The 23231-nt window shown below is 70.2% G+C and carries 17 protein-coding genes; 7 read left to right on the top strand and 10 right to left on the bottom strand.

Annotated features, from left to right (window positions below; translation table 11 throughout):
• Positions 1–546: 546 nt before the first annotated feature.
• Positions 547–1086: a hypothetical protein gene (locus WME96_RS44315; protein ID WP_437287570.1), complete on the top strand. Its 540-nt coding sequence runs from the start codon at positions 547–549 to the stop codon at positions 1084–1086.
• 278 nt (positions 1087–1364) lie between these two features.
• Here WME96_RS44315 and WME96_RS44310 read toward each other — a convergent pair whose 3' ends face one another.
• Positions 1365–1628, bottom strand: coding sequence for a hypothetical protein (locus WME96_RS44310; RefSeq protein WP_437287569.1), 264 nt, complete (start codon positions 1626–1628; stop codon positions 1365–1367).
• 40 nt (positions 1629–1668) lie between these two features.
• Here WME96_RS44310 and WME96_RS44305 point away from each other — a divergent pair, with 40 nt between their 5' ends.
• A complete protein-coding gene (locus WME96_RS44305) occupies positions 1669–2157 on the top strand; it encodes a hypothetical protein (protein WP_437287568.1) in 489 nt (162 codons plus the stop codon).
• A gap of 191 nt (positions 2158–2348) precedes the next feature.
• The gene (locus WME96_RS44300) at positions 2349–3086 is read left to right on the top strand and encodes a DJ-1/PfpI family protein (RefSeq protein ID WP_437287567.1); all 738 of its coding nucleotides are present in this window, start codon (positions 2349–2351) and stop codon (positions 3084–3086) included.
• A gap of 105 nt (positions 3087–3191) precedes the next feature.
• Here WME96_RS44300 and WME96_RS44295 read toward each other — a convergent pair whose 3' ends face one another.
• The 4 genes from WME96_RS44295 to WME96_RS44280 form a co-directional block, all read right to left on the bottom strand.
• The gene (locus tag WME96_RS44295) at positions 3192–5042 is read right to left on the bottom strand and encodes a discoidin domain-containing protein (RefSeq protein ID WP_437287566.1); all 1851 of its coding nucleotides are present in this window, start codon (positions 5040–5042) and stop codon (positions 3192–3194) included.
• Between the two features lie 206 nt (positions 5043–5248).
• The gene (locus tag WME96_RS44290; protein WP_437287565.1) at positions 5249–5407 is read right to left on the bottom strand and encodes a hypothetical protein; all 159 of its coding nucleotides are present in this window, start codon (positions 5405–5407) and stop codon (positions 5249–5251) included.
• Positions 5408–5588: 181 nt separating this feature from the next.
• Positions 5589–6230 (bottom strand): lamin tail domain-containing protein, encoded by a 642-nt coding sequence (locus tag WME96_RS44285; protein ID WP_437287564.1) that lies wholly within the window; start codon positions 6228–6230, stop codon positions 5589–5591.
• A gap of 120 nt (positions 6231–6350) precedes the next feature.
• Complete coding sequence (locus WME96_RS44280) at positions 6351–7784, bottom strand: glycoside hydrolase family 30 protein (RefSeq protein WP_437287563.1); 1434 nt, start codon at positions 7782–7784, stop codon at positions 6351–6353.
• A gap of 31 nt (positions 7785–7815) precedes the next feature.
• Between WME96_RS44280 and WME96_RS44275 the strand changes: the two genes are divergently transcribed.
• The 4 genes from WME96_RS44275 to WME96_RS44260 all read left to right on the top strand — a co-directional run bounded on the left by WME96_RS44275 (position 7816) and on the right by WME96_RS44260 (position 12795).
• Positions 7816–7983 carry a hypothetical protein gene (locus tag WME96_RS44275; protein ID WP_437287562.1) on the top strand — a complete coding sequence of 56 codons (168 nt, stop codon included), beginning with the start codon at positions 7816–7818 and terminating at the stop codon, positions 7981–7983.
• A gap of 366 nt (positions 7984–8349) precedes the next feature.
• On the top strand, positions 8350–9462 hold the full coding sequence (locus tag WME96_RS44270; RefSeq protein ID WP_437287561.1) for a protein-glutamine glutaminase family protein: 1113 nt from the start codon (positions 8350–8352) through the stop codon (positions 9460–9462).
• 159 nt (positions 9463–9621) lie between these two features.
• The gene (locus tag WME96_RS44265) at positions 9622–11019 is read left to right on the top strand and encodes a hypothetical protein (protein ID WP_437287560.1); all 1398 of its coding nucleotides are present in this window, start codon (positions 9622–9624) and stop codon (positions 11017–11019) included.
• A 159-nt stretch (positions 11020–11178) separates the two neighbouring features.
• Positions 11179–12795, top strand: coding sequence for a hypothetical protein (locus tag WME96_RS44260; RefSeq protein WP_437287559.1), 1617 nt, complete (start codon positions 11179–11181; stop codon positions 12793–12795).
• Positions 12796–12900: 105 nt separating this feature from the next.
• Here WME96_RS44260 and WME96_RS44255 read toward each other — a convergent pair whose 3' ends face one another.
• The 5 genes from WME96_RS44255 to WME96_RS44235 all read right to left on the bottom strand — a co-directional run bounded on the left by WME96_RS44255 (position 12901) and on the right by WME96_RS44235 (position 23044).
• On the bottom strand, positions 12901–15297 hold the full coding sequence (locus tag WME96_RS44255) for a LamG-like jellyroll fold domain-containing protein (protein WP_437287558.1): 2397 nt from the start codon (positions 15295–15297) through the stop codon (positions 12901–12903).
• 397 nt (positions 15298–15694) lie between these two features.
• Complete coding sequence (locus WME96_RS44250) at positions 15695–16969, bottom strand: YncE family protein (RefSeq protein ID WP_437287557.1); 1275 nt, start codon at positions 16967–16969, stop codon at positions 15695–15697.
• A gap of 82 nt (positions 16970–17051) precedes the next feature.
• Positions 17052–19337, bottom strand: a complete 2286-nt coding sequence (locus tag WME96_RS44245; RefSeq protein ID WP_437287556.1) for a multiheme c-type cytochrome — start codon at positions 19335–19337, stop codon at positions 17052–17054.
• A gap of 120 nt (positions 19338–19457) precedes the next feature.
• Positions 19458–21458, bottom strand: coding sequence for an arylsulfatase (locus tag WME96_RS44240; protein ID WP_437287555.1), 2001 nt, complete (start codon positions 21456–21458; stop codon positions 19458–19460).
• Positions 21459–21976: 518 nt separating this feature from the next.
• Positions 21977–23044 (bottom strand): hypothetical protein, encoded by a 1068-nt coding sequence (locus tag WME96_RS44235; RefSeq protein WP_437287554.1) that lies wholly within the window; start codon positions 23042–23044, stop codon positions 21977–21979.
• Positions 23045–23231: the final 187 nt, after the last annotated feature.

Genomic DNA, 23231 nt, shown 5'->3' with positions numbered 1-23231 from the left:
GCAACAAGGGAATCCTTGGCACGACGACCGAACGACGCGCCGAGGCTCGCCCCGCGGGTCCTCTCGCTCCATGCGACCGAGCACAACTGTCGTGCCCCGCGGCGGCAACCGGCCAGGCGGCATCATCTTCAGGGAGCCCGTTCCGAGCTCATCCGCGGCATCATCTCCGGAGTACGCCACCGATCAGGCCGCCATGGTTGGCAAGTTCTCGACGCAGCGAATCGGGGGCACAGCTTTTCGACATGCTAGGCTCAGCTTTGCTGTACAAAGACCTTGCCGGTGGAGCCTGCTGGTGTGTTGTGTGGATGCTCACCACGGGTGCGCTGATGGCCGCGGATGGCCGCGGATGACCGGATGCCCGATGGCGACGACAAGAGATGCAGGCGCGCACGCGGCAGATACCATTCTGAAAAGTTCTGGTGTAGGTAGACGCCCGGCGCCATGACAAGGTGCCAGCGCGTGAAGAAGGCGCTCCGCAGGAGCGACGGCGTTCGTCGCCTCGTTCGGGTCGGAGCAGCGGTACCGGTATTGTCAGGAGAAATGTCGATGAAGATTCTCAGCTTCGCAGCGATTCTGGTCACGGTGTGCGCGGCGGCGGCGTGTTCGGACGACGGCGGCTCGGGCGGTGACGGCGGGGCGGGCGGCGGGGGCGGCGCGTCCGGCTCCACCACCTCCACCACCTCCTCGGGGTCGGGCTCGAGCGTCACGACGGGCACGGGCGGCAGCGGCGAGGGCGGCAGCGGCGAGGGCGGCGGCGGCGAGGGCGGCGGCGGCCTCGACTGCACCGATCAGTGCTTCGAGGACAACCAGCAGGGAGGCCTGGAGTTCCTCCAGTTCACCCTCGACGCCTGCGGCTGTGCGGAGGGCGCCACGTGTGCCAGCACCTGCGATACGACGGATGAGGCGACCGACGTCTGCGGCGACGATGGATCCGGCGACCTCCTGTCCATCCAGGGGAACGCAGAGTGCGTGGAGTGCCTCGAGGGGCTCGCGGACGAGGACGCATGCATCAAGACGGTCGAGGACGCGTGCACCGCGAGCGAGGGGTGCAACGCCTTCGCCGAGTGCGTCGCCGCCTGCCCGTGAGGCCATAGGGCGATCTCGCCCCCGGCTGCGCCGCTCCCGCGCAGCCTCGATTCATCGACATCCCTGAACGACAGCGCGCGAGGCCGGCGACGGCCCCGGCCCGCGCGCCGCGCGACGCCCTCCCGACGATGCGCCCTTGTCGGTGCCGCTGGCACGGCATTTTCTTGATCGCTGCCTTGCCTCGATCCGTGCGTCGTTGCCGGGATCCTCCCGCGCGCGGCCCTGGCACTCTCTGGCACAGGAGCGAACCCAATGACATCCCTCCGATCCTCCTGGTCTCATCGCGGCCCCGTGGTCTCGGTCGCGCTCGCGCTCGCCCTCTCTGGCGCGCTCGGGGGTTGCGGGATCATCATCGAGAGGACCTGCGAGTACGACGGCGTCGACCACAGGCCCGGCGACACGTTTCCTGACGATGACGGGTGCAATAGCTGCACCTGCACGGAGGACGGGAGCGTCGCCTGCACCGATATGTCGTGCGTCTCCGGCTGCACGTTCGACGGGGTCACCCACGCGCCGGGCGAGAAGTTCCCCGCCGGTTGCAACACCTGCGAGTGCCAGGAAGACGGGAGCCTCCTCTGCACCTTGGTATGGTGCTCCGACGGCTGCACCCACGACGGGATCGACTACGCGCCCGGTGAGTCGTTCCCCGCGTCCGACGGGTGCAACACCTGCACGTGCGGCGAGGATGGCAGCGTCGCGTGTACGGAGGAGGGCTGTCCGGACGGCTGCACCTACGGCGGTGTGGCGTACCGGCAGGGCGACAGCTTCCGCTCCCTCGACGGCTGCAATACGTGCACCTGCAGCCCTGGAGGGGACGTGGCGTGCACCGAGCGCTATTGCGGCTGCGACCCGTCGCTCGAGTGGTGGCGCCAGTACGTGAGCACGAGCCTGGAGGAGTGCGCGGTCATCGACTTCGCCTGCACCGGAGGCCTGACCTCCGTCTCCAACGAGTGCGGCTGCGGCTGCGAGCAGGACCCGAGCTGCCCGCCGTCGTTCGACTGCAAGCCGCCTCAGGCCTGCGATCTGGACGAGCTCCAGCGGCGCTGCCCGTACTCCACGATCGAGCGCTGAGCGGAGGCGCCGCGCTCGTCCCGCGAGGACCCGCCGGCGCGTGGAGCCAGCCGCGCCGCGCGCCCGGCGCGGGGCAGGAAATGCAGGTGCCTTGTCCCTCTCCTTTCCCGCGCCGGGTGCATGGTGACGAGCGTCGCACGCGCAGCGCGCGCCCCCGCGCGTCCTCGCGTGAGACCGGAAAGGACTCCACCATGAGCGTTCACGACGATGCCTCGTTCACCTTGCCGATGAGCCTTCCCATGGAGCGCAGGCTCCAGGTGGCGCTCTTCGTCTGCCCAGGCTTCTTCTTGCCCGACAACATCGGCCTGCAGACGGTGTTCGGGGTGCTGCCCAACGTGGATCTGCACCTCGTGTGGAAGAACAGGGACGAGATCACGGGCGCCCCGCGCTTCACGACGCGGGCCACCACCGCCTTCCGCGACTGCCCGAAGGCGCTCGACATCCTGCATGTGCCGGCGATTCCCCCGCACGTCATGGAGGATGAAGAGTCGCTCGCGTTCCTCGCCGAGGCCGGCAGCCGCGCGGCGTGGTTGTCCGGCGTCTGCGCGGGCGCGCTGATGCTGGGCGCCGCGGGCCTGCTCAAGGGCTACCGGGCCACCACGAACTTTCACCTGCACGACCAGCTCGCCTGTTACGGCGCGATCCCCACCCGAGGGAACGTGGTGGAAGACCGCAACCGGCTCACCTCGGGGCCGGTCTCCGGCGGCTTCGATCTCGCGCTGCGCCTGGTCGGGCGCCTGTACGGGGACGCGATCGCCAGGGAGTGCGAGCTGGAGATGGAGTATGCGCCGGAGCCGCCCTACGGGACGGGCAGCCCCGAGCTCGCCGGGCCAGAGCTGACGGCGAGGTCGATGCAGCGGATGGCGCCGCTGATCGAGGCGACGCGCCAGGTGGGCCTCCGCGCTTCCCGGCGGCTGGGGATCGCCTGAGCCGCGCGTCCATCCACGCGCGCCCACGGCCTGCCGGGCCGTGATGCGCCGGGACGCTCTCCCGCCGGAGCTGGCCATCGGCCAGCCCGAGCGGGAGAGGATCGACTAGGGCGCGCCCGCGTGCGTCAGCGTCTCCCAGCCGATGTGGTTACCGACCCGCGTCTCGGTCCTCGTCATCGCTCTGACGCGCGTGATGAGCTCCTCGGTCTTCGGCATGCTGATACCGCGCCGGCCGTGGAACTCGTTGTACCCGATCTCCCAGCCCATGGCCGCCGAGTAGCCGCCGGCGTTCCTGGAGAAGCTGTTGCACGGCCAGTTCCGCGCCGGCACCCAGCCGGTGGGCGTCACCGCCAGGTTCACTCGATTGCGCGTGTTGTCGAGGTATTGCAGCATGTAATCGGCGTTCAGCTCGAGCGCCTCCCGCAGACGGTTCTCGTGATGCTGCGGGTCGTCGCGGTAGGCGCTGCGAGCGTCGCCTTGAATGCGGAGGGTCTCTGCCATGTTCGCGAGCGAGCCCATGCCCATCTGCATGTGCCCGAGGTCGCGGCAGGTCTCCTGCTCCAGGCCAGCGATGTAGCGCGTCGGGCTGGTCCAGAGCTTCGCGAGCTCGCCCTTCGCGTCGTTGGTCGAGCGCGGCCGGCCCTGGTACATCGGATAGAGCGGCTGGGGGCCGTCGCTCGGCATGTAGATCATGGCCTTGCTCGAGTGCTGCAGCTGGCCCACGACGTACTCGTACTTGTCGAGATCGTTCGTGAAGATCGCGATGTCGAGCGCCGTCTCGTTCATGACGGCGGTCACGTTTCCGCCGCCCGTCCAGCCATCCTTCACCAGGTCCCAGTAGACGGTCGTGAAGTGGCCCTCTTGCAACGCCGTGTCTTCGGCCGTCCAGCCGCTGTACGTATAACGCAAGATCTCCGCGGCCCGCAGGAACTTGGTGCCTGCCCAGCCCGCGGTGAGTTGACCATTGGCGTAGACCTGATGGTTGTTGCTCGGAAAGCGGGGCTGATCGAACAGGATGGCGGTCAGCGTACGCGCCCAGGCGCCGAGGATCCTCCTTGCGTTCTCGGCGTACTGAGCGTCCCCGCTGTAGTACCAGAGCAGCGCCTGCGTGTAGGCGGCGTTCGAGTCATCGATGATGCTGCCGCAGCCTGCTTGCTCGTAGCCCTGCGCGATGGCTTCGTCCGCCGTCGAAGGCGTGGAGCACTTGACGACCGGCACCGGTCTGGCTACGTAGCCCCGATCTCCGGGGTTCGAGTCTCTCGCCGTCTGGTACTCCTTGCTCCAGGGCTCTTGACCGCTGCCGATCTTCGCCTTGACGAAGTCCAGCTGCCCCCTGCTGACCAGGATGCCAGGATGCACGAAGGCGCTGGCCGCCGCCGCGCTGGCGGTGATCTGAAACTCCGTCACGCTGGCGTAGTCGTTCAGGTTGTTGCCGTCGACCGTGAGACGGACGTACCGCGCGTCGACGGCCTGGAACGCGATCGGCTGGAGCGCGGTGTTGGGCAGGCTCTTCCCCGACACGAGCGGCAAGAATTCTTTACCGTCCTTGGATGTCGAGAGCGCATAGTCGTAGATGCGCCCATCGACTCCCCCGTTGTGCCAGGCCAGAGAGATGCCGCAGATGCTCTGCGTCGCGCCCAGGTCTGCCGTCACGTAGGCGCCCTTGCCGCGGCCCGACCAGCGGGTGGCCAGGCTGCCATCCGCGGCGTTCCCTGCCGGATTCTCGGCCTGCGCGACGCTGGCGGTGAGGCTCGCCGGCGCGAGGCGTACCGTGCAGCTCGACGCCGCGAGCGACGATGGCTGCTGGTCGCTGACCTGATCGCTGCCTGTCACGGAGCTATCGCCAGCGCCTGTGTCGGCACCGCCAACGCAGCCGGTGAGAACAGCTGCCAGGGCAGCGCACATTGTGAGAGCGGCAGCACGTAGGCTCAAAGCAGCCTCCTTCAGGCGGATCACCGCACCAGCCCTGAGGCGCCAGTGTGCGCGATGATGCCACCAAGCAAGTTAGAAGTACCGAAAGCGATGAGTTAAGCTCTCCTCCGGGAATGTCAAGCCGACGCGGCGCGGCCTGCCCCGGGTTGACAGAGCATCGCGTTGGTCGCGTTCAGGGGCGCGGACGTCGCGGGTGAGGGCGTTTGTGCAGCGGAAGGGATACGGCTCGATCAGAGCTTGCGGCACATCCACACGCTGGGGATCTCGACGTCGAACCCCGCCTTCCGGTAGGCGCGTCGCGCCGGCGCGTGGCTCGGATCGCCGCCGGTCGCGACGGTGGCGACCTTCATCCCGGACTGCCTCATGCGCGCCAGCGCGAACTCGTACATCGTCGTTCCGCCCGACAGGAGACTGGCCCGGGATCCGGAGAGAGATTTCAACGCAAAGGCGCAAAGGCGCAAGACAGAACAATGGTCATGCATTGTTGCGCCTTTGCGCTCTTGGCGGCTTTGCGTCGAAATCTCTCTCCTCTCTCGAGGCAGATCCCTGGCAGGACTTCTGCTTGCGGAGCTAGGGCGCCGCGTTCGCCGCGCCCGGGGTCGGCGCGGTGACGGCGCCGTCGCCGGTCAGGTCGGGCAGCCTGCCCCACGCCTGCCCGTCCGCGGCCGCCTCGATCGGATACTCCAGCTCGGTGAGCACCTGGCCGCTCGGGGAGATGAGGAAGACCGTCTCGCCCCTGGAGGCGCTCACCTTCCAGGTCGCGTAGAAGCAGCTACTCGGGCCGTCGGTCAGGCACGTGGTGTGGGGCCCCGCGCCAGCCTCTGCCGCCTGGTCGCCGAGGACGACCAGGTACGCCCCCTCGTCGAGCGCGGTGCCCTCGGGGAACCTGAGCGCGTCCGCCGTGTTGCACAGGCCGTTCTCGTCGGAGTCGCAGAGGCGGAACCCGCTGAGATCGGCCGCCCCCGGGCCCGGGTTGCCGAGCTCGATCCAGTCGCTTCCCTTGGCCGAGATCTCGTTGATCACGACGGTCGTCGTCACGTCGCCGCCCGCGCCCGTTCCCCCTGACCCGCTGCCGCCGGAGCCGCTCGATCCCTGGGACCCGCTGCTCGCGCCCGTGCCGGGCGCGCCGCTGGCCCCCGGATCGTCGCTCGAACCGCAGCCCACCGCGCAGAGCGCAGCAGCAAAGACCATGGCGAATCGAAGATGTGCCATCACGATGTTCTCCTTGGCGCGCAGCACACGGCGGTCCCGGGCGCGCGTCAATGGGCACGTTTCGGCGCATCGCGCCCGCTCGCAGGCTCCGGGGCGCTCCGGAGGGTGTGGGCGTCGGTCTCACTTCCAGTTGACGGTGGCCCACCCGTGGGCAGGAACACTGAACTCGAGCTTCTTGTCGCCCACGCCGAGGATGGTCGTCTTCGCTGAATTGCCGGCATTGTACAGAATCGTGACGATGGTGCCGTCAGGATTCTTGAAGGCGAGCGCGTCACCGCCGTTCGTGCCGACGCGCATCGCGCCAGGATCGACGTACTGGGAGACGTGGCGAAAGACGTGGTAAACGGGGGTCACGTTCAGCGTCTTGCTCGCCGTGTCCACGGTGAGGAGCGCGTTCTGGGGCCACGGCCGCTGCGAGTCCAGGTTCTTCCCCGCCGTGTCCAGCACCATGTTCCAGGCGCTGTACGAGGTCACCCCTGCCTTGATCCAGTCGCGGATGAGCGTCCAGCTCTCCTCGGCATAGGCGTGATCGTTCGGCGGCCTGTCGGGGTTGAAGGCCGGCAGGCCCGCAGGGTTCCAGGGGTAGTTGCCGCACTTGTGCTCCGTTTGCAGGATCGGCAAGTTGCGCGATTTCAGGCCGGACACGCTGCCCAGCATGTTCCACTGGAGCCCGAAGCCCTTGACGTACCTCATCGCGGTCGAGTCGCCGGTCACGGCGCTGAGGATCGCCACGTCCGCGGCGGCCCCGTCGTTGGACATCGTGCCGAGGTAGATCTGCGCCGTGAGCCCCCGCTCGTCGAACGTCGGCCCGAGGTAGGTGCCGATGAACCTGGCCATGAGGGCCCCCGTCCACAGGCAGCTCGGGTACCTCGTCTCGTAGTTCGGCTCGTTCTGAGGGTGAATCGCCTCGATGGTGATGCCCTCCTCGGCGTACGCTTCCACGAACTTCGCGAAGTACAGGGCATACGCCTCCAGGATGCCGGCGTCGTCCTTCATGCGGCCGCCATCCATGGCGCCGCTGCTCTTCATCCAGGTGGGGGGCGTCCAGGGGCTGGCCCAGAGGTGGAGGTCGGGCCTCACGGAGAGCGCCGCCTTGATGTAGGGGATCAACTTCTCCTTGTCCCGATCGATGGAGAAGCTCGTCATCGTGAGATCGTTCGGCGTCTCATTGAGCGTATAACGGTCCATCGCGTAGTCGCTGGCCCCGATGGGGATGCGCCCGTACACGAACGCTGCCCCCTCCGCTGCGTCGAAGAGCAGCCTGATGGCCCGCGACCGCTCCGCGTCGCTGAGCATCGAGAGCACGTGCCATCCCACCTCGTTGAAGCTGCCGCCGAAGCCGTCCCAGCGCTGGTACGTCGTCGCGGCGTCGACCGTCACGTCGGCATTGCCGCTCGTCACCTCGGTCGGCGCCCCCATCATCCAGTAGTCGTTCGGACCGGAGACGACCAGCGCGGGCTCGACCACCGGGGTTCCGCCGCCCGTCGACGATCCGCCGGCGCCGCCGTCTCCCGTCGGATCGCCGCCGGCACCGCCGACACCGCCTGAACCCACGGGACCGCTCGTGCCTGTTGCGGCCGAGCCCGTGGAGACGCTCGAGCCCGTCGAGCCGGACGCCCCCGATCCGCCAGAGCCCTCGGGCTCTGGCGCGCTGGGCGAAGAACCGCAGCCCACGAAGCAAAACGCGAGCAAAACGCCGGTGGCCGAGCCTCGTGCCCTGTTCATCGCAAAAATCCTCGATCGTGGGGTGTGAAAGACCCGTGGCGGCGCCCGGAGCAGCCGTCGGAAAGGAGTCGCCCTATATGCCCGCGAGTCCCCTCGCTGATCGGAGCAGAGCGACGTTTTCTGTGGGTGTCCGCCCGCCGTGCCCAGGCCACGCGACGTGACGGTGGCATCCCCCACGCGGGTGGCGCATCCCGCCGAGGGCAGCCAGGAGGTCGGGAGCCGCCGCGCGGCTTCGAACGTCGTGGTGTGTGACCACGCACATCGGGGAAACGACGCGTCCGGTGCGATCGTGCGAAGGACGACCGAGGTTGCCGGCATCCACCGGTGACCGTCAGCTCGCCCATGCAAGCCAGTCTGCTGAGGCGGCTCGCGTCTCGCGCGCAGGGAGTACTTCATGAAGAATCTTTATCTTGCCACGGCGAAATTGTTCTGTGTCACCACCATGGCCCTCGCCGCCTCGGCGTGCGGCGGCGACGAGGGTCACGACTCCGAGCCGGAGCTCGACATCGAGCGCTCGGGGGTGGAGGCGCCGCTCCAGGAAAGCGACGGGAGCGCGGCCTGCCCGCTGCTCGACGGCCCACACTCGTTCAACGAGCTCAAAGGCTCGCTCGAGAATCTGCCGGTCGACTGCGTTCCGAGCTGGACCGAGGAGCAGCTCAGCACGGGGTTCGCGAGCATCCGCGACACACGGGTGCCGGAGCTCATCGTGGCGGAGCAACCCGGCTTCTTGCGGAGGATTCCCTGGCTCGAGCCCGAGAACGGCTGCGAGGAGCGGGCCCCGGCGGCGACCTACTTCCTCCACCAGTGGGGGTATCCGACGCCCTGGTATGCCCGGGTCCAGTCCAGGGTGAACACGGGATTGACGCTGGTGACCGAGAACGAGCCAGACGGAGAGGTGTCGTGGAGCCACCACGTCGCCCCCGTGGTGCGGGTCGGCGGGCAGCTCATGATCCTCGACCCCGCCATCGAGCCGACGGGACCCCTCCCGATCGCGGCGTGGCTCTCTCGGTTCGTCGCCAGCGAGGTCGACATGGCGGTGTGCCGCGACCGCGCCGACGAGAACGGGTGCATCGACGCGGTGCCCGCGACGCCGGCGCTGCCCAACATGATCCACAGTCAAGGGCTGCGCGGGAAGCTGATCAGCGAATGGCGCGTCCAGGAGCTCCTCGGACGCGATCCGTACCGCTCCCTCGGCGACTGCCCGCCGTGGGCCGCTTGCCCCCCCGAGCCCGCGGCCGATCCGAGCCTGCCGCCCACCATTGCGCGGTTCGCGTCGGATCGGACCGACTCGCCCGTCTGGTATCCCATCTACGTCATCGGAGACAACTTCGTCGAGGGCTTGACGACCGTGCGTATCACCGGGCCAGGTGTCGACGAGCTCGCTCCCATCTCGGCGATCAACAAGCGCAGGATCCTGATCGAAACGCTGTATCCGGCCGGCGACTATCAGGTGACGGCGTCGAACGGCGCGCATGCCAGCCAGACCGTGTCCCTGACCATCGAATGAACCGGGTGGCCTGGCACGCGCGCCGGCGCCCGGCGTGCGTGCGGCTTTCGGCCCGGAGCGGTTCCTCCCACCAGGGAGTGACCACGCCCCGGGAGCGCCTCGCCATCCGCACTGGTTGACGAGGGCGAGCGGGTAAGCCAGGTTGCTCGGATCCTGAGCATGAGGACCGAGGGACCCGAGCCGGTGTGCATGGGGGCGGCTTTCGACGAGGCGGACGCCGCGCAGCACCTCGAGCGCGAGGCCGCCGACAGCCTCGACGCCGCGCTCGCCCTGGCGAACTCGCTGCACACGCCGGGGCAGCGCGAGCGCTACCGAGGTCTGCTCGAGCGCGCGATCGAGCAGGCGGACGGCGCGCTGGCCGCCGCCGAGCAGGAGCGCGCCGCGCTGCAGGGACATGAGCTCGCCGCTGGAAGAGAGCGAATCCTCGCGACGAGGACGGGAGCCCATTCGACCCTGGCGAGGGCGCACGCGGCGCGAGCAGATGACGCGCTTCACGGAGCGGGCCAGCTCTCGTTGAGCGCGCAGCGCGCACCGACGCGCGAGGCGTGCGACGACGGCTGGCGGCGCGCGGAGGCGATCGTGACCGGCGCAGAGGCCTCGGCCCGCGCGGCGGCGATCAGCGCCACAGAGCTCGAGGGCGGCTCGCCGCGGTCAAGGGTCGCTCGCGCGGCGCGCGCGTCAGCGGACAAGGCCGAGGTCGCCGCTCGCGCGGCGCGCAGGATCATCGAGGAGCGAAACCACGCGTACACGTTCCACACGGACAACGGCTTCTCGTTCGGCGAGGGGTGGTACGTCGCCGCGGCCGCCGTCCTCGCGGGCGAGGCCATCCAGATCGAGCCAGGCAACGCCGGAACACCGCAAGCCGAGGCGTTTCTCCGCGATGCAGGCGTGAGCGAGCGCCTTCAGGCGTACCGCTCGCGCCCGCGCGCGGTGAAGCAGACGACGGAGATCGTCGCGCGCGCCTTCAAGGCCGATCCGTCCTCCGCCCAGCGGAGGCTCCGCGCGGCGTTCCTCGGGGACGAGCCGATTCCGGAGTCGGTGACCGGCTGGGTGAATCGCAGGCTCGTGGAGGCGCCGGCGGGAAGGTCATCCCGGAAGAAGGTGCTGCTCTGGATCCGCGAGGGGAGCCACCACCCGCACCGGAACACGACGCTCGCCGAGCTCCTGGAGCTGACGGACCTCGTTCAGCGCACGGAGCTCGTGCCCGTGTTGACGGGCGACGCCTTTCGAGGCGGACAGGTCCCCGAGGGCGCGGTCGACATGACCCTCTTCTGGAAGGACCCCACCTTCCGGCAGCTCGACATGCGCCGGGCACAGCTGCAGTTCTTCGAAACCCTGAGGCGAGCGCACGGGCTCGTCGGCCAGCTCGGCGTCACGACCGCAGGCATGGATGGCCCCGCGCTGATGGGGCTCCCCACGATGTACCTCACCGATGCGTCGAACGTGCGCATGCGCGCGTGGGTCGGCGCGGTGCCGGGATACCAGGAAGTCGTGCGCGAGGGTGGTTATCTCGAGCGCGTCCGCCGTGTGTTGTCCGAGTGGGCGGCCGCTTCGTAGGCGGGCCTCTCGCGAGCGCAGCAGAGAACCCATCATGCTTCGCACGATTGCGGCGAAGGCCCTCCTGGCGAGCGGACATCCACCGAGCAGCAGGCACATCGGCTGAGGGGCCGCGTCGCGTCGACGCCGCCGACGCGACCGTCCTGCCCAGGAGCCATCATGTTTCTTCGTTATCTATCCAGATCCCCGTTCATCGCGGCGGTCGTGGGCCTCGCGGCGTCGGCCTCTCTGGCCGCATGCGGCGACGCGAGCGCGCCCGGCGAGCTCTCCGGCGGCGACGCCGAGGAGCTCGCCGCGGAGGACGCGCAGGCGCTGTCGGCGCCGCTGGACATCGATGCGCAGCGCTCGCTGATCCTCACGAAGGCCACGGACCCGCTGGTCATGGCCCGCTTCCCGCTCAAGCGCGTCCTCGATCAGCTCATCATGAGGGCGGGGACCGGGGATCAACAGACCGCCCTCGATCTCTACAGGCGCTGGTGGGACTTCTACAACCATTCCGAGGGGGCTCAGTTCCCCGACGTCAGCCATTGCGACGACCAGACCGACGGCGACGGTTTCTCCACGTTCAACGGCTATCGGATCTCGTGCCCCCGGAGGGAGGGGCGCCTCGCCACGAGCGATCCGTTCGACCCGAGCTCGCCGGACTTCATGGAGCCGCTCGCCGTCGTGAACCGCTTCGATCTCGCGCCGCAAGACGGCGCGCACTGCGGCGAGTACCGGATCGTCTACGGCAAGAAGTCGGCCGGGCAGGCCGACCGCAACCTGATCATCCTCGAGGGCCAGCTCCCGAACCCCCACCCCGAATGCGGCGTCGCCGCATGCCTCCCTGTCGCCGAGCTCTGGGCGCGCCTGCCGACCCTGGACGCCGCCCAGCGCGCCCAGGAGCTCGAGGCGTTCTTCACCGTCGGCCTGCCCGACGCCGGCTTCGGTCCGGTGCTCCACCCGGACAACTACGCCGACGCGGTCCACGGCCCCGCGGGCCGGCCCGGCACGGGCCAGATCCGCACCAACCAGTTCATGGGCAACCCCGACCGTCCCACGCAAGTCCAGGCCGGCCAGGACTGGCAGCTCCACGAGTTCAAGCTCGCGAAGGCCTCCGGACCCGACGGCGAGCCGCGGCTCCACATCAAGCCGGTCCCGGTGAAGGAGAACCCCTTCGCCGACCTGTTCGGCGTGAACTTCGACCCGAACGACCCCCGCGGGGCGTCGTTCATGGACGACTTCATGGAGTCGGTGGACAAGCTGACGACGTTCAGCTCCGATATCAACGACATCCAGCTCAAGGGCTCGACGCAGGACCTCTACAACGCGGGCGAGAGCATCGTTCGAAGCGACAACGACTACGCCCTCCAGCTGGAGCCGCCGGTGAATTTCCCGTGGAACTTCGAGCTGCGCGACCGGCTCGAGGCCGAGCTCGTGCGCCTCGGGAAGGACACCACCTTCTCGCCCCTGGACGTGGCCGCGCGCGCCACGACCCAGTCGTGCGCCGGGTGCCATCAGCTGAGCGACGGCGCCTCGCTCGGCAACGGGGTGACGTGGCCCAGGAAGGAGCCCGAGAAGCCCGTGGATGAGCAGGAGTTCCGGTTCGTCCATGTCAGGGAGGACGGGGCGCTCTCGCAGGCGCTCACCCATTCGTTCCTCCCGCACCGCGACGGCGTCCTCAAGGCGTTCCTCGCGGCGCACGCGGACGGGGACACGTGCTCTCCGGCGGCGGCAGCGGCCGCGTTCGCGGGCGACGAGCCGGTCCCCACGCTCGGCGGCGCGACGACGCACTGATCCCCCGCCTCACGAAGCGCCTGCGCCTCTTCCGCGCAGGCGCCTCGCTCGCCCCGGGACGTGGCGCGGCCGGGCAGCCGCGCCACGTCCCTGGGCTGCCGAGGCTCAGTGAACGCGCCCGATGCCGCGGCGGATGAACGCCGAGCGGCCCGTGGCCGCGGCGGCACGCGCCGCGGTCGGGGGGCTCGCGAAGGCCGCGGCGGGCTCGCAGACAAGCGCCTTCAGATCCAGGTTCCGGCGCGCGAGATCGTTCAGGTTGCGCACCTGGCCGCTCACGATATCGGTGATATCGATGCCGGTCATGAACCCGGACAGCGTCCCCTCGATCCCGGGCGGCCTCACGTTCACGTGCAGGAACGGCGTCCCGGTCTCGCCCCCGCCGTGGCACCCGTTGCAGGTGTTGAGCGAGAACTTGTGCCGCGCCTCGTTGTCGAGGATGCCCGGAGCCGTCCACGCCGAGAGGTTGTTGATCGACGAGCCGGCGAGGAACGGAGCGCCCTGGAACACCTCCGGCACCGTGTGCCGCTCCGCGATGAGTTCGGCCGCGTTCTGGTTCACGAAGTCCGCGAGCCTGGCCGACCCGTCGAAGCCGAGGTCCGGCGTCAGCTTCACGGGCTCCGGGCGCAGGAAGCCCGTATCCGCCGAGAGGACGAACTCGCGCAGCTCCCACGGGTCCGTCAGCGCGATCTCGTTCGTGCGGAGCTGCGCCAGGGCGCTCCCGTTCGGCTTGCCGGGCGCGGCGTCCCGGCCCGCGAAGCGCGTGGTGAGCGCCTGGAGCGCGGCGTTGTACTGCTCGGACGGGAAAGGCAGGCTGCCGAGGGCGTGCCACGCGTTCGCCCAGTCGAGCACGTCGGCCTCGGTCGACGCAGGGAGCTTGTACTCCAGGATCAGGGTGAACTGCTGCGCGAAGCCCTGGCTGAAGACGCCGAACACGAACCTGCCCTCGCCGGCGTGACCTTCGGCCAGGTTCCGCACGTCGATGCGGTTGACGATGCCGAGCAGCATCAGCGGCGCCTGCCGGAGGTCGAGCGACCCGTCAGGGCTCCTCGGCCACTCGTCGAACAGGACCTGTTGAATGTTCGGGCGCGCCGGCACCGTGAAGCCGTTCACGACCTGATCGGTCAGCCAGGTGCTGAAGAGCTGCTCGACCAACGCCGGCGCGTCGGCCGGCGTGGGCGCCATGTCCTCCATGAGCCGCGCGAACGTCCACGCGCCCGTCCGGGGATCGCCGGCCGGCCCATTGAACGTCGTGCGAATCGGATCTTCGACCACGCTGAGGTCCTTCACGAAGATCTCGCGGCCCGTCCGGACGAAGCAGCCCGCCGGCTCGGCCAGCTCGTAGAGGAGGTCTCCCGACGCGACGAAGAAGTTATCGGGCGAGTCGGGGTTGATCACGGAGTACGGGATCCGATGGACGCCGGGGTCCACGGCCAGGGTGCCGGTCAAGGTGACGGGGAACGTCGCCGTGGTCCCGGGCCCGACGCCATGGATGGACGAGGGATCCTGGGAGAATCTGATCCCCGGCCGGCTGGTGATATTGAGGCCGTAATCCCGGGCGCTGCACTCGGCTGTATCGTTGTTGGTCACCGCGACCTGGTACGTCACAGGCGTGCCCGAGGCGACGGGGCCGCTGCTCTCCGGCGTGACGACGACCGTGGTGGGGTGCCTGAGGCAGGTGAGCTGGGCGATATCGGCGGCGGTCAGCGGGCTGGCGGAGAGCCAGACCTGGTCGATGAGGCCCGTGAAGCGCTGCCGCTGCGGGTTGTTGCCGACATGGATGGGCGCGTTGATGTCGCGGATCGCCCCCGCCGCGCTGGCCTGGCCGACCTGCTGGCCGTTGAGGAAGAGCCGCACGAGCGTGCCGTCGTGGATGCCCGCGACGTGCGTCCACACGTTGGCCTGGATCGGGGCGCGGGCGGTGACCGTCCGCCCGTTGTTCAGGGTGACGGAGAACCTCGCCTCGTTGCTCTGGACGACGAGCGAGAAGCTCGATCCGCTGTTGTTCCGCTCCTGCACGATGGTCCGCGCCGTCGACCCCGACACCGAGGTGGGGTTGACCCACGCGGCGACCGCGAGGTTCTGCCCGAACGTGAAGCGGGGATCGTCGTTGATCGTGACCGTGTCGTTGTTGTTGTCGAAGGCGATACCGAGGCCGCTGATGCCCTGCGCGCAGGCCGCGCCGGCCGAGCGGGTGGCGGTCGGGCCACCCGTCGCCTCGAACAGATCTGTCGTCGATCCGTCGCAATCGTCGAACTTCCAGAAGCCGACCGCCGGCGCGCTCGCCGCCAGCAGGGCGGCCGGGCCGGCTCCGCTGTCATCACCGGCGGCAGCGTCGATCGGCTCGGCGGCCTCGCCGAGCGAGGGCTCCGCATCACCGAGTGAGCCTTCACCGGCGCCCTGGCTTCCGCACGCGGCGGCGCCCAGGGCGAGGAGGGCGAGGACCGCAGCCGAGCTGGCTCTGGTCGCGAGGGGATGGGCGAAGCCGAAGGAGAGATTCCGCATTGACGTTCTCGTTGGGTGAGAGTTGACCGCACGAGCGCCGGCCGCGCGCTGCGCGCGCCGCGCGCGGTGACGCGAGCAGGTGTCCGTCTGACGCGATCGGTCTGTCCGGGTCTGGGCGCTCGTGCGAAGGGCGCGCGCAATACCGGCCGCGGCCGCGCTGACATCGAGCGCTTCCACCTGGCAGCTCATGCTCCAGGCGACCGACGACGGTTGATTCCTTAGCGACCCGAGATGCTCAGTTCAATACTCCAGCACCACTGAAGCAAGAACCTGACATTGTTAAGGAATCTTAACAGATCGCCAGTCCGGCGGGCCGACGTCTAATCACGGATCGGCGCCCTTCCAGCTCATCGTCATCATGTCGCGCATGCAATCAATTCATCTTGCCTGTCGCGCTCTATCGCGCCCGCGGCGCGACGCGCGCGAACGCGTCGGGATAGAGGCCCACCTCGGCCTCGCTGCGCGTCTCCAGCGTCTCGGGATCGAGCCGGAGCACCTTGCCCGGCGTCACCGTCTGGTCGCCCTCGCAGACGAGGAACAGCCCGTGCTCCTCGTCGAGCGCCGCGAGGTGCGGCCGCAGACACTCCCCGCTGAGGTTCCGGGAGATGGCGTCGCTGTCGTCCGCGGTCATGCCGATGCGCGCGATCGTGTCGGGCACCTGGGTCGGCACGTAGAGGGCGCTCCCGTCAGCGGACCACGCGCCGACGTAGGGCGCGCCGATCGTGAGGATCGTCCTGGACTCGTCGAACGTCTCCGACGCGACATCGAAGATGCGCACGTCCCTGCGCTCCGTGTTGCTCACCGCGATCGTCTTCTGATCGGGCGACATCGCGACGGCGTAGGGCCCGTAGCCCGACGCGTGATCGCCGGGCGACAGGGGCGGCCCGACGGGGACGAGCTTCACCTCGGCGCCCGGGTCCGTCAGGTCGACGATCGCGAGGGCGTCCTCGCCAAAACAGGCGACGTAGGCCCGGGCGCCGTCGGGCCGCGAGAGGGCGATCCCGTGCGCGGCCTTGCAGACAGGGATGAGCGTCGGCTCGGGCGAGCCATGAGGCGAGACAGAATCGGGATCCACGACGGCGAGCGACGAGCGCGCCGCCTCGGGGTCCTCCGCGTTATCGAGCGCGCGCCTGAGATCGAAATGAGAGACGACCACGCGCGCGCCGTCCTCCGAGATCGCGATGTCGCCCGGGTTGGCCTCGACGCGCACCTGCCCGAGGATGCGCAGGTCGTCGAGCGCGAGCTTCTGGACATAGCCGGCCACCGCGCTCCCGCCGTGCACCGCGTGCGGGCCGCTCGCTCCGTCGATGGAAGGGTACGACAGCGCGATGTAGAGCGCGCCGCCCGCGGCGTCCACGGCCACGCGGCGAGGCCCATCGATCGTCACGGGATCGCGGCCCACGGGGCGGACGCCGAAGCGCTCCCCTGTCTCGAGCGCGATGAGGGAGATCGTATCGGAGAGGCTATCGGTCACCACGCCCATGCCGCCGTCCGGAATCGCGATCTCCGGACGCCGGTCCGGATAGGCGTCGCCCTCGTAAGCACCATAGCGGGTTTCGATGATGGAATCGGGGTCGCTGCAGCTCGCCAGCGTCGCCGCCGCGAGCGCGCAACCCAGGAGCCGCGCGATGACCATGGATGACCTCGAGACGAGCGCCGCCAGCCCGGACACGCCGCATCCTACCAGCCGTCGGCGCCAGCCGTGGCTCGCCTCGACGCCGGATCGATCCTACCGCGCCGATGAACATTTCCTGTCATGGCCGCCCGGGCGGAGGCTGCGCGTGAACAGCCGGCGTGGATGGCCGCAAGGCGGTCAGCGCTGCCTGGTAGACGATCTGGAAGCGGGCCTGATCGGGCGCGAGCTCGGCGGCGCGCTTCAGCGGCTCGAGCGCCTGCGCTCGGTGGCCTTGCCGGACCAGGGCGAGGCCGAGCGCGTGGAGCAGCTCGGCCTGATCGGGAAGGCGGGTGATGCCGCGCCGGAGCAGCGCGACGCCGTCCGCGTCGCGGCCGAGCCCGCGATAGAGGTCGGCGAGGTTCACGTAGGTGGGGACGTACCCGGGCTCGACGCGAAGCGCGGCGAGGTAGGCCTGCTCGGCGTCGCGCGGCTTGCCCGTGCGGGTGAAGACGAGGCCCAGGTTGTTCTGGGCTTCGGCGCGATCGGCGTGGAGGGTTTGCGTGGCGATGTACTCGCGCAACGCGCCGTCCAGGTCCTGCGCGGCGCGCTCGGACAAGGCGCCGAGGTCGACGCCCGCGAGCACGCGCGCGGCCTCGACGCGCACGCCGCGCACGGGATCGACGAGGAGCGGCGCGGCGACGGGCGCGGTGCGACGGGGATCGTGGCTCTCCAGCGCGCCGAGCGCGGCGCGCCGGAGCAGCGGGTCGGGGTCGGCGAGCGCGGCGCGGAGGACGGCGAGCGTCGCGGCCGTCGGGGCGGCGCGCAGCGAGGCGAGCGCGGTGGCGCGCGCGATGGCGGGGATGTCGCGGTCGGCCGCGAGCTGCTGGAGCTCGGCGGCGACGGCCGGGTCGCCGGGCGCGGTACGCGCGCGAGCGAGGACCTCGGCGTACGCCTGGTAGCCCTGCGCGGGGCGGCCGAGCCAGGCCTGCACGGCGTCGGCGGCCCAGCGCGCGGGCTTCTGCGCGTGGCAGTCGGTGCACGCGTCCGGGATCCCGAGGCGGACCGAGAGATCCGGCCGAGGCACGCGGAAGCCGTGATCGTGACGGACGTCGACGCCCATGTACGTGCGCGCCGGCATGTGGCAGTCGACGCAGCGCGGAGCGGCGGGCGTGGCGGCAGCGTTGGCGACGTGGTGGTGATGCGCGGGGACATCGAAGCGCGCCGGATCATGGCAGGACGCGCACACGCCGTTGCCCTCGGCGCGAAGGCGGCCGGCGTGCGGCTCGTGGCAGTCGCTGCACGTCACGCCGGCGTGCGCCATCTTGCTCTGCTGGAACGAGCCGTAGGTGAAGACTTCGTCGCTCATCACGCCGTCGGGCGTGTAGAGGGGCGCGGTCAGCAGCTCGAGCGCGGCGCTGTCGAGCAGCGGGGCGCCGTGCCGGAGCGGCTGCGAGAGGGTCTCGCGGCGGCTGTGGCAGAACGCGCACGTGGCGCTCTCGGTGCCGCTCGAGGGGCTCTTGGCGCGCCGCGCGGTGCCGCTCGGCAGCCGTGTCCACGTGGCGCTCTGACGCTCGTCGAAGCGCACGTCGAGGCCCTTCGAGGGGTCCGGCGTCCGGGCCTCGGTCCAATCGAGGTGGCGCGCGCCGCCGCCGTGGCAGCCTTCGCACCCGACGCTGAGCTCGGACCAGGTGGTGGTGAAGCGGTCCGCGGCCGCGTCGTACCCTTTCGTGACATGCGTCGAGTGGCACTCGGCGCACATGTGGTTCCAGTTCTGGCTGGCGCCGGTCCAGTGCAGCACGTCGCCGGCGCGCACGCTGTCGCGCTCGTGCAGGTGGTACCAGCGCTGCCCGCCGCGCGCTCGCGGGCGCGCGTCCCACGCGAACGGCAGCGCCTGCAGGCGTCCGCCCGGCCCGGCAACGAGGTATTGCTGGAGCGGGTCGACGCCGAAGGTGTACAGCACCTCGTAGCGGTGCAGCTGGCCATCGGGGCCGTCCGTGGTGACCCAGTATCTGCCGTCCTGGCGATCGAAGCGGTGGACCTGTCCGGCGTACTGCAGGCGCGCCCCCTCGAAATCCCCGAGCACGGTGGCGGCGCTCGCGTGCTGCATCGCCCGGGCGTGCTGCGAGCCCTTCCAGGCGGCGTGCTCTTCGGCGTGGCACGGCGCGCAGCGGTCGCTGCCGACGAAGCCGGACGCCGCACGCGCCGGCGACGACCCCGACGGGCTCACCGGCGCTGCGGCAGCCGGCGGAGCCTCCGCGGCGTCGCCGTGCGCCGCCCCGGGCTTCGTCCCCGGAGCGCTCGCCGTGGAGGCGTCGGCCGGCGTGAGGGAGGATGCGCCGGTGGACGCGCGCCAGACCGTGAGCCCGGCGAGCGCCAGGATCAGGACGGCGAGGGGCCACCAGCGAGCGATTCGGGGACTGGCCATGGGCGGAGGCGAGGCGAGCGCCGCCGCGAGACGCGGGTCGTGCAGAGACGCCCGCGGCTCGCGCGCGGCACGGCGCGCGGTGACTCGGTTACTTGGTTACTTGGTTACTCGGTTACTCGGTTACTCGGTGAGGATGACCCTGCGGTCGGTGGCGTATTGCGCCCACGCGGCGGCGAGCTCGGCCGCCACCTCCGGATGAGCCGCGGACACGTCGTTGATCTCGCCGCGGTCGGTGGCCAGGTCGTACAGCGTCCAGGCGCGCGGCGTCGGGCCATAGGGCGCGCTGAGCCACAGCAGCTTCCAGTTGTCGCGGATCACGTAGCGGTGGTTGCCGTGCTCCCAGATCAACGTCTCACCGGGCGCGCGCACGCCGGTCGCCCGATCCTCGAGCACCGGCAGGATCGAGCGCCCGCTGATCGGCTCGACCGCCCTGCCCTTGTAGGTGCTCCCCGGGGTGGGCACGCCGGCCAGCTCGAGCACGGTCGGCAGGAAATCGATCACGTGCGTGGTCCCGTCGAACTGCGGCCTGGCGTGGTGCTGCCCCGGAAGGCGGGCGATGGCCGGAACGGCGACGCCGCCTTCGGTCGTGTAGCTCTTCCACAGCCGGAACGGCGTGGCGCTCACCTCGGCCCAGCGGGGTCCGACGCCGATGTACGAGCCCGGTCGACCCAGGTTCTCGAGCGTGTTCACCACCGGCCCGGAGCGGCTCGGGTCACTGGCGGCGAAGCCCTCGCGATTGCCACCTTCCGCGCCGTTGTCGGACTGGAAGAAGATGAAGGTGTTCTCGTACTCGCCGACCCGCTTGAGGTACTGGATCAACCTGCCGATGTTGGCGTCGAGGTTCTCGACCATGGCGGCGTAGATCTCCATGCGCCGCGCCTCGTAGATCCTCTCCTCGGGCGTGAGCTGTTCCCAGGTCTTCGGGTTGCTGCCGTCGCTCGGCAAGCGGGGATTGGGCGTGAACGACGCGGGGATGATGCCGCGGCTCTTGAGCCGCGCGAGGCGCTGCTCGCGGATGGCGTCGTAGCCCGCGTCGTAGCGGCCGCGGTACCTGTCGATGTACGCGGGCGGCGCCTGGAGCGGCCAGTGCGGCGTGGTGTACGTCGCGAAGGCGAAGAACGGCTTGCCGTCGGCGCGGTTGCTCTCGATGTACTGGATGAGCTTGTCCGTGTAGAACTCGGTCGCGTAGAAGTCGCGCGGCGGCTGCGTGTGCACGCCGTCCTCGCGATAGAGCTGCGTCTGCGCGGCCGTCGGCGGGTCGGCGTACTCGTTGAAGAACGCCGCCACGCCGCCGAGAAGGACGTACGATCTCTCGAAGCCGCGCGCCGGCGGGCTCTGATCCTCCGCGTCGCCGAGGTGCCACTTGCCGGCGATGTACGTGTGGTAGCCCGCGTCCTTCAGGAGCTCGGCGACGGACAGCGCGTTGTCGGTCAGGTGGCCCTCGTAGCCGGGCTGCCCTGCTTGCGCGCCAGTGCCACCGCCCATCCGGCCCAGCCCGACGGCGTGGCTGTCGGTGCCGGAGACCAGCATCGCGCGGGTCGGCGCGCAGAGCGATCCGGAGCGGTGCCCGGTGAGGATGCGGCCTTCGGCGGCGAGCGTATCGAGGTTCGGGGTGCTGATCTCGCCGCCGAACGCGCCGAGGTCCGAGAAGCCCAGGTCGTCGGCCACGATCGTGACGATGTTGGGCAGCTCGGCGTCCGCGCCGCCCCCACCCGCGCCGCCCGAGCCCACTGCGCCGCCAGCGCCGCCCGAGCCCGCTGCACCGGCGCCGCCTTCGCCCGCTGCACCTCCGGCGCCGCCAGCGCCGCCCGACCCCGCTGCGCCGGCGCCGCCTTCGCCCGCTGCACCGCCGGCGCCGCCAGCGCCGCCCGACCCCGCTGCGCCGGCGCCGCCTTCGCCCTCTGCACCTCCGGCGCCGCCAGCGCCGCCCGTGGCGCTGCCGGTGCCGCCGGTGGCACCGCCCGAGCCGACGGTCGAGCTGCCGGCCTGACCGGCGCTGCCGCCGCTGCCCGCGTCGTCGTCGCTCCCGCAGCCGATCGGGCCGAGCAGCGTGGCGAGCAACCAGGGCCCGCTCGCGAGCGCCGAACCAATCCATCGATGACGTTCGAAGAACCGCTTCATACCTGTCTGTCTCCTGTGGGCGTGATCGAAGCGCCGCATGACGGAGTCGAACGTCGTCGGAAGCGAGTACCCGCCGTGTTCCTGGAGGGACACCTCGGTTCGCGCGCTGGCAGACGTCTGCCGGGCGCGCCACGAGAAGGGCGGACTCTGAAGGGGATGAGCCGCCTGGCTCGGCCGTCACGACGAACGGCAGCGCGGCGCGCCGTCGCGGACGCGGGTGCGCTGCCTCGCTGTTCTCCTCGCCGCAGCTCACGCCGCGGCGCATGCAGCTAACTACAGCAAGACCGGCGAGCGCTCATTCGACGGCGCGCACCTCGGGTCCCCGGGTGAAACCCGAGCGTCCGCGTGGCGGCGGGGGAAAGAGACATGCATCCGCTATAACGGAAACCATGGCGTTATACAAGATGAATCTTCGCGCCGCGGAGCGGCGCCAGCCGCGCGTCACCGTGCCCCCTCGGTCGAGACGCTTGGATCCACGCGCGCGGTGCTGGTGCGTGGCGAGGGGGCGGCGCCTCCGCTCAGCGCTCGATCGTGGAGTACGGGCAGCGCCGCTGGAGCTCGTCCAGATCGCAGGCCTGAGGCGGCTTGCAGTCGAACGACGGCGGGCAGCTCGGGTCCTGCTCGCAGCCGCAGCCGCACTCGTTGGAGACGGAGGTCAGGACTCCGGTGCAAGCGAAGTCGATGGCCGCGCACTCCTCCGGGCTGGTGCTCACGTACTGGCGCCACCACTCGCGCGACGGGTCGCAGCCGCAATAGCGCTCGGTGCACGCCACGCCCCCTCCAGGGGTGCAGGTGCAGGTGTTGCAGCCGTCGAGGGAGCTGAAGGAGTCGCCCGGCTCGTACGCCACACCGCCGTAGGTGCAGCCGTTCCCGCAGCCCTCCTCCGTACACGCGACGCTGCCATCGGCGCCGCACGTGCAGGTGTTGCAGCCATCGAGGGCCGGGAAGCTGTCGCCCGGCCTGTACTCCACGCCTTCGTACGAGCAGCCCTCCGGGCAAGCGATGGCCGTGCACACGATGCTGCCATCCGCAGCGCACGCGCAGCCGTTGCAGCCGTCGCCCGAGGGGACCGGCTCCCCCGGGGCGTAAAGGATGCCATCTTGCTCGCAGCCGCCACACGCCATCTCGGTGCAGCCGACATCGCCTGAGCCCGAGGGATCGCAGGTGCAGGTGTTGCACCTGTCGATCGCGGGGAACGACTCGCCGGGCATGTAAGGGAACCCGTCGTAGGTGCAGGCGCCGGCGCACGCCATCTCCGTGCAGGCGACGGTCCCGTCGCTCGAGCACTCGCAGGTATTGCACCCGTCCCCGGCAGGGAACGACGCGCCCGGCGCGTGGGTGACCCCCTTCCACATGCAGTCCTGGGTGCACGCTATCAGGGTGCAGGCGACGTCCCCGTCCTCCGTGCAGGAGCAGCCGTTGCACCCGTCCCTGTCAGGAAACGTATCGCCGGGTCTGTACTCGACGCCGTCGTACTCGCACGTCCTCTCGCCGATGAGCCCGCAGCCCGCGAGCGCGCCAGAAAGGGCGATCGCGAGCGAGATCACGGGGACGCGATGAAACCAGGATGATCGGAGGGCTGTCATTGGGTTCGCTCCTGTGCCAGAGAGTGCCAGGGCCACGCGCGGGAGGATCCCGGCGCGGGCGCGCGGCTGGAGGCAGGACAGCGCTCAAGAAAATGCCGTGCCAGCCGGTGCTCCGGCCGGGCACCGGCGGGCTCGCCGCGCTTCGCGGAGGCAGGTCCGGAGATCGCGGGGCGCAGCGCGCGCGGGT

The sequence above is a fragment of the Sorangium sp. So ce406 genome, assembly GCF_051474675.1.
Taxonomy (GTDB): Bacteria; Myxococcota_A; Polyangia; order Polyangiales; family Polyangiaceae; genus Sorangium; species Sorangium cellulosum_G.
The sequence above is the reverse complement of the archived record's forward strand: the minus strand, read 5'-3'. Positions and strand labels throughout refer to the sequence as shown.

What these genes read in the sequence shown, in the direction of transcription:
- WME96_RS44315 (WP_437287570.1), top strand. Translation starts at nt 547, where the DNA reads ATGAAGATTCTCAGCTTCGCAGCGATTCTGGTCACGGTGTGCGCGGCG.
- WME96_RS44300 (WP_437287567.1), top strand. Translation starts at nt 2,349, where the DNA reads ATGAGCGTTCACGACGATGCCTCGTTCACCTTGCCGATGAGCCTTCCC.
- WME96_RS44290 (WP_437287565.1), bottom strand. Translation starts at nt 5,407, where the DNA reads ATGTACGAGTTCGCGCTGGCGCGCATGAGGCAGTCCGGGATGAAGGTC.
- WME96_RS44285 (WP_437287564.1), bottom strand. Translation starts at nt 6,230, where the DNA reads ATGGCACATCTTCGATTCGCCATGGTCTTTGCTGCTGCGCTCTGCGCG.
- WME96_RS44270 (WP_437287561.1), top strand. Translation starts at nt 8,350, where the DNA reads ATGAAGAATCTTTATCTTGCCACGGCGAAATTGTTCTGTGTCACCACC.
- WME96_RS44265 (WP_437287560.1), top strand. Translation starts at nt 9,622, where the DNA reads ATGAGGACCGAGGGACCCGAGCCGGTGTGCATGGGGGCGGCTTTCGAC.
- WME96_RS44260 (WP_437287559.1), top strand. Translation starts at nt 11,179, where the DNA reads ATGTTTCTTCGTTATCTATCCAGATCCCCGTTCATCGCGGCGGTCGTG.
- WME96_RS44255 (WP_437287558.1), bottom strand. Translation starts at nt 15,297, where the DNA reads ATGCGGAATCTCTCCTTCGGCTTCGCCCATCCCCTCGCGACCAGAGCC.
- WME96_RS44245 (WP_437287556.1), bottom strand. Translation starts at nt 19,337, where the DNA reads ATGGCCAGTCCCCGAATCGCTCGCTGGTGGCCCCTCGCCGTCCTGATC.
- WME96_RS44240 (WP_437287555.1), bottom strand. Translation starts at nt 21,458, where the DNA reads ATGAAGCGGTTCTTCGAACGTCATCGATGGATTGGTTCGGCGCTCGCG.
- WME96_RS44235 (WP_437287554.1), bottom strand. Translation starts at nt 23,044, where the DNA reads ATGACAGCCCTCCGATCATCCTGGTTTCATCGCGTCCCCGTGATCTCG.